The sequence below is a fragment of the Phenylobacterium sp. genome (genome assembly GCF_031425575.1).
Classification (GTDB): domain Bacteria; phylum Pseudomonadota; class Alphaproteobacteria; order Caulobacterales; family Caulobacteraceae; genus Phenylobacterium.
In genome coordinates, this window is record NZ_JANPJP010000016.1 from 1 (window position 1) to 10,449 (window position 10,449).

At 69.6% G+C, this 10,449-nt stretch carries 9 protein-coding genes and 1 pseudogene; 7 read left to right on the plus strand and 3 right to left on the minus strand.

The features are described from left to right. The 4 genes from RMO97_RS00790 to RMO97_RS00805 all read left to right on the plus strand — a co-directional run. Positions 1-447 (plus strand): zinc-binding dehydrogenase (locus RMO97_RS00790; protein ID WP_310538662.1); only part of this gene is annotated, 447 nt, incomplete at its 5' end. Between the two features lie 65 nt (positions 448-512). Then, positions 513-1,367, plus strand: coding sequence for a glucose 1-dehydrogenase (locus tag RMO97_RS00795; RefSeq protein ID WP_310538663.1), 855 nt, complete (start codon positions 513-515; stop codon positions 1,365-1,367). Next, positions 1,367-2,092, plus strand: a complete 726-nt coding sequence (locus RMO97_RS00800) for a 2OG-Fe(II) oxygenase family protein (RefSeq protein WP_310538664.1) — start codon at positions 1,367-1,369, stop codon at positions 2,090-2,092. The genes RMO97_RS00795 and RMO97_RS00800 overlap by 1 nt, the downstream gene beginning before the upstream one ends. A 49-nt stretch (positions 2,093-2,141) precedes the next feature. Next, positions 2,142-3,011: a DMT family transporter gene (locus RMO97_RS00805; protein WP_310538668.1), complete on the plus strand. Its 870-nt coding sequence runs from the start codon at positions 2,142-2,144 to the stop codon at positions 3,009-3,011. Between the two features lie 26 nt (positions 3,012-3,037). Here RMO97_RS00805 and RMO97_RS00810 read toward each other — a convergent pair whose 3' ends face one another. Continuing rightward, positions 3,038-3,457, minus strand: coding sequence for a YkvA family protein (locus RMO97_RS00810; RefSeq protein ID WP_310538665.1), 420 nt, complete (start codon positions 3,455-3,457; stop codon positions 3,038-3,040). Positions 3,458-3,517: 60 nt separating this feature from the next. Here RMO97_RS00810 and RMO97_RS00815 point away from each other — a divergent pair, with 60 nt between their 5' ends. Both RMO97_RS00815 and RMO97_RS00820 read left to right on the plus strand, forming a co-directional pair. Next, positions 3,518-4,300, plus strand: a complete 783-nt coding sequence (locus tag RMO97_RS00815; protein WP_293497509.1) for an SDR family NAD(P)-dependent oxidoreductase — start codon at positions 3,518-3,520, stop codon at positions 4,298-4,300. A gap of 336 nt (positions 4,301-4,636) precedes the next feature. Beyond that, positions 4,637-7,222 (plus strand): PAS domain S-box protein, encoded by a 2,586-nt coding sequence (locus RMO97_RS00820; RefSeq protein ID WP_310538666.1) that lies wholly within the window; start codon positions 4,637-4,639, stop codon positions 7,220-7,222. Positions 7,223-7,225: 3 nt separating this feature from the next. Here the strand turns inward: RMO97_RS00820 and RMO97_RS00825 are convergent, their stop codons facing one another. Together RMO97_RS00825 and RMO97_RS00830 are read right to left on the minus strand one after the other, a co-directional pair. Next, a complete protein-coding gene (locus RMO97_RS00825; RefSeq protein ID WP_310538667.1) occupies positions 7,226-8,419 on the minus strand; it encodes an alanine racemase in 1,194 nt (397 codons plus the stop codon). Continuing rightward, positions 8,416-9,921, minus strand: a complete 1,506-nt coding sequence (locus RMO97_RS00830; protein ID WP_310538669.1) for a helicase HerA-like domain-containing protein — start codon at positions 9,919-9,921, stop codon at positions 8,416-8,418. The genes RMO97_RS00825 and RMO97_RS00830 overlap by 4 nt, the downstream gene beginning before the upstream one ends. A 127-nt stretch (positions 9,922-10,048) precedes the next feature. Here RMO97_RS00830 and RMO97_RS00835 point away from each other — a divergent pair. After that, positions 10,049-10,449 (plus strand): annotated as a pseudogene (locus RMO97_RS00835) (AI-2E family transporter); the annotation flags it as partial.

The following is a 10,449-nucleotide window of genomic DNA, read 5'->3' on the forward strand; positions in this document are numbered from 1 at the left end:
GACGCGGGCGTCGTCTATGGCCGCGGCCCCTTCGACCGCGACGGCCAGAAGGCGCTCGGCGCGCTCTTTAAGGAAGCCGGCGGCGAGAACGGCTTCGATGTGATCTATGACGCGGTGGGCGGCGACTATGCCGAGCCCGCCCTGCGCTCCATCGCCTGGGAGGGCCGCTATCTGGTGATCGGGTTCGCCGCCGGCGACATCCCGAAGATCCCGTTGAACCTCGCCCTGCTGAAGGGCTGCGACATCGTCGGCGTCTTCTGGGGCACCTGGACCACCAAGAACCCGGAACTGTTCGCCAAGTCGGTGGAGGAGCTGCTGGAGCTCTACGCCCAGGGCAAGGTCAAGCCCCACGTGTCGGAGCGCTTCCCGCTCTCCAAGGGCGCCGACGCCATCGCCCACCTGGGCAGCCGCAAGGCCATGGGCAAGGTCGTCGTGACGGTCGACTAGGCCTCGACGCAGAGGGCGTCCCGCTTTAGTTATCACCGATCAGTTACAAGAAACGGGGAAGCGAAATGGCGGGACGTCTTGAGGGCAAGGTCGCGGTGATCACCGGGGCCGCATCCGGCATTGGCCTGGGCACGGTGGAGCTCTTCGTGTCCGAGGGCGCCTCGGTCGTCGCCGCCGATATCCAGGACGAAAAGGGCGCCATGCTGGAGAAGCGCTTCCCCGGCAAGGTCGCCTACGCCCACTGCGACGTCACGCAGGAGGCTGAGATCGAGGCCGCCCTGAAGCTCGCCAAGTCGCAGTTCGGCGGCCTCGACATCCTGTTCAACAACGCCGGCATCTCCGACCGGATGACCTCCATCGCCGAGATCACCGCCGACGGCTGGAGCTGGATCTTCGACGTCCTGGTGCGCGGCCCGGCGCTGGGCATGAAGCACGCCGTGCCCCTGATGCTGGAGCGCGGCGGCGGCTCGATCATCAACACCGCCTCCATCGCCGGCCTGCAGGCCGGATGGGGCCCCATCGCCTATTCCAGCGCCAAGGCCAGCGTCATCCATATGAGCCGCACGGCCGCCGCACAGCTCTCGCCGCAGAAGATCCGCGTCAACGCCATCTGCCCGGGCCTGATCGCCACCTCGATCTTCGGCGCCTCGCTGGGCCTGCCCCGCGAGGTGGCCGACCAGATGGCCGCCCGGGTCGCCGACAACGCCGCCAAGGTGCAGCCCGTGCCCAAGGCCGGCATGCCCGAGGACATCGCCAAGGCCGCCCTCTACCTGGCCTCCGACGACTCGGCCTTTGTGTCGGGGACCCACATCGTGGTGGACGGCGGTATCACCGTCGGCGGCCGCCACGCCTGGGACCCTACCGCGGGCTCACCCTTCGCCGCCCTGTTCGGCGACGCCCTGCCCGGCGCGCCGGGCTAATGGCCAAGGCGCTCGAACTCTCGCGAGGCCTCGACGCGGCGAAGCTGCGCCCGGCCTTCGAGCGGTTCGGCCGCCTGCACCTGCCTGGGATCCTACCGGCCCGGGACGCCCAGGCGATCCACGCGGCCCTGATCGCCGCGCCCTACCACCGCTCCCTGACCGCCTCGGGGAAAAGCTATGACATCGCCCTCGACACCCTGGCCGCCATGCCGCCCGAGCGCCGCGCGGAACTGGAGGCCGCGATCCTCGAGGGGGGCAAGACCGGCTTCCAGTATCAGTTCGACGCCTGGCGGCTCTCGGACCTGATGGAGGCGGGCCAGCGCACCGGCGGCGCCCTGGCGCCCCTGGAAGCGGTCTATGACCTGATCAACAGCGAGGCCTTCCTCGCCTTTATCAGCACGCTCACCGGCGACCCCCGCTGCGCCTATGCCGACGCCCAGGCCACCCGCTATCGGCCGGGCGACTTCCTCACGGCCCACGACGACGACGTGGCGGGCAAGAAGCGGCTCTACGCCCTGGTGCTGAACTTCACGCCGGCCTGGCGGCCGGACTGGGGCGGCCTGCTGGCCTTCCACGACGCCGACGGCCATGTCAGCGAGGCCTACAGCCCAACCTTCAACGCCCTGAACATCTTCCGCGTCCCGCAGCAGCACGCGGTGACCCAGGTCGCCAGCTTCGCGGGGGCGGAGCGGTTGTCCATCACCGGGTGGATTCGTGAGCGCTGACGCCCCGGCCAAGCCCGGCCTGTCGCCCAACCTGCACGGCGCCCTGTGGATGGTGGCCTCGGCGCTTGGCTTCACCGCCATGACCACCCTGATCAAGTATCTGGGGGACGACTACGCGGCCTCGCTGCAGACCTTCTACCGGCAGTTCTTCGGCTTCCTGATCATGCTGCCGGTGATCCTCAAGCACCGCGGCGCGGCCTTCGCCACCACAAGGCCGGGCATCCTGATTTTCCGCTCGGCAGCGGGCACGGTGGGGATGATCCTCTCCTTCTACGCCTTCCAGAAGATGCCGCTGGCCGACGCCAATGCGTTGTCCTTCACCCGCACCCTGTGGCTGGTGCCCCTGGCCTTCTTCGTGGTGCGCGAGCCGGTGGGTCCGCTGCGCATCGGGGCCGCCGTCGTCGGCTTCCTGGGCGTCCTCATCATGCTGCGCCCGGGCGGGGGCGATGCGTTCGCCATCGGTCTGCCGGCCATGGCCATGCTGGCCTCGTCCTTCCTGTTCGCCCTGACCATCACCGGGATGAAGGTGATGACCCGCGATCACGCCCCCATGGTGCTGCTGGTCTGGTCGGCGACGCTGGGCCTGGTGCTGGCCGTGCCCGGCGCCTTCCTGACCTGGCGCTGGCCCGAACCCGTCGACCTGGCCCTGCTGGCGGCCATGGGCGTGCTGGGGACCATCACCCAGGGCTGCTACATCAAGGGCATGTCCATCGGCGACGCCGGCGCCATGGCCCCCATCGACTATATCCGCCTGGTCTTCACGGTGATCGTCGGCTTCGCCCTGTTCCAGGAAGTCCCGGGCGTCTGGACCATCGTCGGCGCGGCCGTGGTGGTGGTTTCCACCCTCTTCATCACCTGGCGCGAGCACGTGACCAGCAAGGCCAAGATGGCCGCGGCGGCGCTGGTGGAGCCGGTCTAGGTCGTCACCGGAGACCGCGAGGGCGCCTAGCGCCCCATCCGCTCCAGAAACCCCTTGGCCGCCGCGCGGTGCCGGGGCTTCAGGTTCTTCCCCACCACGGCCATCATGGCGGCGAACACCGCCGCGTCGTCGGTGAAGCCAATCACGCCCAGGATATCGGGAAGCGCGTCGGTGGGCAGGACGAAATAGGCGAGCGCCGCCATCATCAGGCCCTTGGCGGCCTTCGGCGTCGCCGGGTCGCGGGCGCAGTACCAGACCGACAGGGCGTCGTCGGCGAAGGGAATCTTGGCCGCCACCTTGCGGAACTTGGGCCAGAAGCCCTCCGCCACCCGTTGCTCATTGACCTTCTGCACGGCCGGGACCAGGGCACGCTTGGGATCGACCTCGGCGCGCGGGTCGAAACCGTCGGCATTGACGTTGGGTGACGCTTTTGACTTGGAGCTCATCGGGCTAAAGCCTCGGGGGAAACAAGATCTGATCTAAACAGAACCGGGAGCGACGCGTCCATGAAACTCAATTCCTCTATCGCCGCGGTTGTCACCGGCGGCGCCTCGGGCCTCGGCGAAGCCACGGTCCGCCAACTCGCGGCCCAGGGCGTGAAGTGCGCCATCTTCGACATGAACGAAGCCAAGGGCGAAGAAGTCGCAAAAGAAGTGGGCGGCATCTTCTGCAAGTGCAATGTCACCTCCGAGGAAGAGGTCGATGCAGCCTTCGCCAAGGCCCGCGCCGCCCACGGCCAGGAGCGCATCCTGGTCAACTGCGCCGGCACCGGCAACGCCATCAAGACCGCCGGCCGCGACAAGGCCACCGGTGAGACCAAGCACTTCCCCCTCGACGCCTTCAACCTGATCATCCAGATCAACCTGGTGGGCACCTTCCGCTGCATCGCCAAGTCGGCCAAGGGCATGCTGGACCTGGAGCCGCTGGAGGACGGCGAGCGCGGCGCCATCGTCAACACCGCCTCGGTGGCGGCCGAGGACGGCCAGATGGGCCAGGCGGCCTATTCGGCCTCCAAGGGGGGCGTGGTCGGCATGACCCTGCCCATCGCCCGCGACCTCGCCAGCGAAGGCATCCGGGTCAACACCATCCTGCCCGGCATCTTCGACACCCCGCTGATGCGCGGCGCCCCGGAAGCGGTGAAGCAGGCCCTGGCCAATTCGGTGCCCTTCCCCAAGCGCCTGGGCCAGGCCGACGACTACGCCCAGCTCGCCCTGACCATGATCACCAACGGATATTTCAACGGTGAGGACGTCCGTCTGGACGGCGCGATCCGGATGGCTCCGCGCTAGATCCCTTTCCGATCTGATTGCTTCAATCTGATCGAATAAAAAGGGCTCTAATCCAAAAAGTTAGAGCATTCTTCGATCCGATAACCGTTTCACACTTATCGGAAAATGCTCTAGGCGGACCACCCTGCGGCGGAGGGAACCTGAAGCCACGCTTTACGTTTCCTCCGGTTCGGGGTTCGGCATGACCGGAACCCTGAGTAGGGGCATTGTCGCGTCATGATGGGTCGGTGGGCGCAGCGCTTCGCAGTGACGATCGAGCGCCCTCTCGTCGGATATCCAGCGGCGCTCGCCGCCGTCGCCGCGGCGGTTGTGGCGCGCGCGCTCGCTGGCGAGGTCATGACCTCGCCCCCCAACTTCATGGCCTTCTTCCCCGCCGTGCTCTTCGCCACCCTGGTGGCCGGACTGCGGGGCGGGCTGCTGGCCACGGCCCTGAGCGCCGGCGCGGTCTGGCTGCTATGGATCCCCAAGACCAGCCTGGAGGAGACCTGGCGGTCGCAGCACGTCCAGCTCCTGCTGTTCGTCGTCACCTCAGGCCTCACCGTGCTCATCGCCAAGGCCATCCGTGTGGCCGTCCTGCGCGGCGCGGCGGCGGAAGAGCGGTTCCGCATCTTCCAGGAACAGGCCCTCGACGGCTTCGTGATCATGGAGCCGGTTCGCGAGGCGGGCCAGATCGTCGACTTCAGATGGACCTACGCCAATCCCGCCGCCGACCGCATGGCGCCTGGAGGCCAGGGCCTGACGGGACGGCGGGTGACCGAGGTGTTCACCGGCGAGACGGCCACCGACATGGTCGAGCGCCTGCGCCTGGCGTTCGACAACAGCGTCCCCGACGAACTCGAGGTCCGCCGCGTCATCGACGGGCAGGAACGCTGGATGCGCTCGAGCGCCATGCGGGTGGGCGAGAGCTTGGCGGTCAACTTCCACGATGTCACCGATCAGCGCCGAGCCGAGGAAGAGGCGCGCCGCAGCCGCGACGAATTCGAGCACATCGCCAACGCCGCCCCGGTGATGATCTGGATGAGCGGGGTCAGCATGGGAGCCATCTGGTTCAACGCCTCCTGGTTGGCCTTCACCGGTCGGCGCATGGAGGAGGAGCTGGCCCGCGGCTGGCTCGGGGAGGTTCACCCGGAGGACCGCGAGCGCGTCCTGGCCATCTATGACGAGCACTTCGCGGCCCAGAGCCGGGCCCGGCTGGAGTACCGCATCCTGCGCCACGACGGGGCCTACCGCTGGATCGATGAGGCGGCCGCCCCGCGCTTTGACCGGGACGGCAGGTTTCTGGGCTATATCGGTTCCTGCTCCGACATCACCGACCGCAAGGCCGCCGAGACCCAGCTGCGGGGCGGGGAGGCGCGGGTCCGGGCCCTGGTGGACTCCCTGCCCCAGTTGCTCTGGTCGGCCCGCCCCGACGGGGATTTCGACTATCTGAGCCCGCAGTGGGTGAACTTCACCGGTGTCCAGGCGGCCGCCCATACCGGCGAGGGCTGGCTGGACGCCGTCCACCCCGACGACCGCGACGACCTGCGGGCGGCCTGGTCTCAGGCCATCCAGGGCGGCTTGCCCTTCGACCTCGAACACCGCCTGCGCCGCCATGACGGGGTCTGGCGCTGGTTCACCACCCGAGCCTCGGCCGTCCGCGAGGAGGACGGCTCGATCCGCCGCTGGTTCGGCTCATCCTCCGACATCACCGAGATCGTCGAGGCGCGTCGCCATCTGGAGGAGCGCGTCGCCGAACGCACCCGCGAACTGGAGGCTAGCCTGGAGGAACGCGCCCGCGCCGAGGCGGCGCTCGCCCAGGCCCAACGCCTGGAGACCGTCGGGCGGCTGACCGGCGGGGTGGCCCATGACTTCAACAACCTGCTGACCGTGGTGATCGGCGGCCTGGACATGATCCTGAAGAACCCGGCCGACACCGCCCGGGTCAAACGCCTGTCGGAGGCGGCGCTGGCCGCCGGCCGCCGCGGCGAGCGCCTCACCCGGCAATTGCTGGCCTTCTCGCGCCGCCAGGAGTTGAAGCTGGAGGTCTTGGACGTCGGCGCCCTGATCGAGCAGGTCGAGCCCCTGGTCCGCCGCGCCGTGGGCGAGGCCATCGAGCTGACCGTCGACTGCGAAGCCGGGGTCGGCGCGACCCGCCTGGATCCGGCCCAGTTCGAGGCCGCCCTGCTCAACCTTGTGGTCAACGCCGCCGACGCCGTGGAGGGCGGCGGCCGGATCAACATCCACACCCGCCGCGTGACCCTGGCCGACGGCGAGGTTTCCGGCGCCTCGGCCGGCGAGCATGTGGCGGTCAGCGTCTCCGACACCGGGGCCGGCATGAGCCCGGAAGTGTTGCAGCGCGCCTTCGAGCCCTTCTTCACCACCAAGGAGGTGGGCAAGGGCACAGGGCTTGGCCTGGCCCAGGTCTATGGCTTCATGAGCCAGTGCGGCGGCGCGGTGGCGATCGACTCGCGCCCCGGCGAGGGGACGACGGTCACCCTCTACGTCCCCGCCATCGATGCGGTTCCCACCACCGACCCGGTCCGGCCGACCACCGACGACAGCTGGGCGGCCGGCGCCGCCATCCTGCTGGTGGAGGACGACGCCGCCGTGCGCGCGGTCACCGAGAGCCTGCTGCAGGAGATGGGCTGCGTGGTCACCACCGAGATCGACGGCCCCTCGGCCATGGCCCGCCTGCAGACCGGCCAGGCCTTCGACCTGCTGATTTCCGACATCGTCATGCCCGGCGGCATGAACGGCGTCGAGCTGGCCAGCTGGGCCCGCGCCCAACGCCCCGCGCTGCCCATCCTGCTCACCACGGGCTATGCGGGCGACCAGTTCGCCGACGGTGCGTCGGAGATCACCTGGCCGGTGGTGCGCAAGCCCTTCCGCGCCGAACAGCTCAGCGCCGCCGTGCGCGACGCCCTGGGCCGAGTCCCGAGCTAGCGACTACTGGGAAGCGCCCCGGCCCTCGACCCGCACGAGGTCCACCAGCATGTCGCCGCGCACCAGGTGCAGAAGATCGTAGCGGTCGATGGTGGGATCGCAGTGGGGCGCCGTGAACTCGACCCGGTCGCCACGGCTTACCGCCCGATGCTTCGGCCGCGTCACCATGCCGTGCTCATCGCCGAAGAAGCGGTACTTGGATCCCGCCCAATCCTCCCCCAGGGGCTCTGGATCGGGCCCGTCTGTGGCGAAGGCCTTGAGGCCGGCGTCCACGGTGACCCAGCGTTCGGCGTTGGCGCTGATCACCCGGGCCTGGACCCTCAGGCTGGTCTCGAAGGCGCCGTCCTCGTCGGAGCCCAACGCCTCCCGATACTCCCGGTCCATGAAGGCGTAGGAGCCGGCTTGAATCTCGTTCAGCACCCCCTGGGCCGCGTCGGCCGAGAAGGTCCCGGTGCCGCCGCCGGTCATCAGCGTGATCTGGTGGCCCTGCGCCCTCAGGGCCGAGGCCACCTCCGACAGCTGGCCGATGCCGTCGGCCACGGCGGAGGAGCGGGCGTTGGCCCCGCTCATATGCTGCCAGTGACCGCCATAGCCCTGCACCCCGATGAGCTTCAGCGACGGCTGGGCGGCGAGCGCCGCCCCAACCGCCACGGCCTGCTCAACGCTGGAGACACCCGTGCGGCCCATGCCCAGATCGACATCGATGACCACCCGCACCGTGACGCCCGCGGCCTGAGCCGCCTGGCCGATCTCGGTGGCGCCGTCAGGGTGGTCGACGGTGACGGCGAAGTCCGGGTCGATCCCCGCCAGCCTCGCCGCCCGCGCCGCCGAGGGGGCGCCGGCCAGGGACGAGGTTATCAGGATGCCGCGAATCCCCGCCGCCGACAGGGCCTCAGCCTCCCCCAGCTTGGCGCAGCAGACTCCCACGGCGCCGGCGGCGATCTGCCGCCGGGCCAGGGCCGCGCACTTGTGGGACTTGGCGTGGGGCCGCAGGGCGAGACCCGCCGCCTTGGCCCGCGCCGCCATGCGGGCCACGTTTCGGTCAAAGGCGTCGAGGTCGATGACTCCAGCCGGGGTCGGTATCCGCCAGCGCGAGCCCGGCTGGCCGATCAGGGCCAGGGAGAGGGCGGTGGATGGCCGCTCGGCCAGGGCGCCGAGGTCGGCGGCGATGACCTCCAGGGGACGTTCGGCGCTCATCGGCGGCTCCGCTTCAGGCCGCCCATCAGGCCGCGCATGATCTCGCGGCCCGCGGTGCTGGCCACGGTCCGCAGCAGTTGCTTGGCGAAGGTCTCGCCCATGGACTGGCGGTTCGAGGCCCGCGCCGCCGGGCGCCTGGCGGGCGGAGGCTCGTCGCCCCAAGGCGCCGTGGCGGGCTCAGCCCGTCGTGTCTGCACGGGCGGGGCCTCGGCGGCTTCGGCCGCGGCCGTCGCGCGGGTCGCCAGCATCTCGAAGGCCGAGTCGCGATCCCGAGCCTCGTCATAGAGGCCGCGCACCGGGCTGGCCGCCATCACCGAGGCGCGCTCGGCCGGGGTCAGGGGGCCGAGCCGCGAGGCGGGCGGCCGGATCAGGGTCTTCTGCACCATGGTGGGCGCCCCCTTCTCGTCCAGCACCGACACCAGGGCCTCCCCGACCCCCAGGGCCTGGATCGCCTCGGCGGTGTCGAAGGCCGGGTTGGTCCGGAAGCTGTCGGCGGCGGCCTTCAAGCCCCGCTGGTCGAGGGGGCTGTAGGCCCGCAGGGCGTGCTGCACGCGGTTGCCGAGCTGGCCCAGCACCGTTTCGGGGATGTCGGCCGGGTTCTGGGTGACGAAGTAGACCCCGACCCCCTTGGAGCGGATCAGCCGCACCACCTGCTCCACCTTTTCCAGCAGAGGCTTGGGGGCGTCGCGGAACAGCAGGTGAGCCTCGTCGAAGAAGAAGGCCAGACGCGGCTTGTCGGGGTCGCCGATCTCCGGCAGCTCCTCGAACAGCTCGCTCATCAGCCACAGCAGGAAGGTGGCGTAGAGCCTGGGACTGGCGATCAGCTTGTCGGCCGCCAGGATGTTCACATAGCCGCGCCCCGAACCGTCGGTGCGCATCAGGTCGGCGAGCTGCAGGGCCGGTTCGCCGAACAGGTTTGCGCCCCCCTGGTCCTCAAGCGTCAGCAGCTTGCGCTGAATGGTGGCCACGGTGGCGGTTGAGACATTGCCGTACCGGGCGCCCAGGTCCTTGGCGTTCTGCGCCGCATAGGCCAGCGCCGCCTGCAGGTCCTTCAGGTCCAGCAACAGCAGGCCCTGCTCGTCGGCGGCGCGGAAGACCACGCTGAGTACGCCCTCCTGGACATCGTTCAGCTCCAGCATCCGGGCCAGCAGCAGGGGCCCCATCTCCGAGACCGTGGCGCGGACGGGATGGCCCTGCTCGCCGAACAGGTCCCAGAACACCACCGGGACGGCGGCCGGCTGGATGGTCAGGCCCATGGTCGCCGCCCGGGCCAGCATCTTCCCGTTGGGCTGCCCGGCCGCCGCGATCCCCGCCAGATCGCCCTTCACATCAGCGGCGAACACCGGCACGCCCACATCGGAAAAGCCCTGGGCGAGGATCTGCAGGGTGACCGTCTTGCCGGTCCCCGTGGCGCCGGCCACCAGGCCGTGGCGGTTGGCGCGGTCCAGCCGCAGGTGCTCCAGATGGTCGGAAAATCCGATCAGGACGCCGCTGTCGTTCATCTGGTCGGGACCTCTGATGTTACGGGTCAACCACCCTACTCACCGCTGGCCCCGGTCAAAAGTGAAAGCGCACCGGGCGGGTGAACCGGCTTCCACTTCACCCTGACGCGCTTTAGTGATCGCCCCGATGGCCGGGCCGAAACTCGACAACGTCGCGCGCAACGGCACGGTCTTCCTGGCCGTGATCGTCGGCGGCGCGGCTCTTATGTGGCTCGCGCCCATCCTGACGCCCCTGGCGCTGGCGCTGTTCCTGGCGGTGATGATCGACAGCTTCGCCCGGGTGCTGGAGGCGCGCCTGCCGGTGGTGACCCACAAGCTGGCCTTGCCCCTGGCCATCATCCTGTCCGCCCTGCTGTTTGGCGGAACGGCCTATTTTATAGCGGACAACGCCACCAGCTTCGCGGGCCAGCTGGTCGACTATACGCCGAAGCTGAACGGCCTGATCGCGCGGCTGGCTGACGCCATGGGCCTCGACGTGCCGCCGACGGTCGACCAGATGTTCCAGCAGCTCAACCCGACCCGCTATCT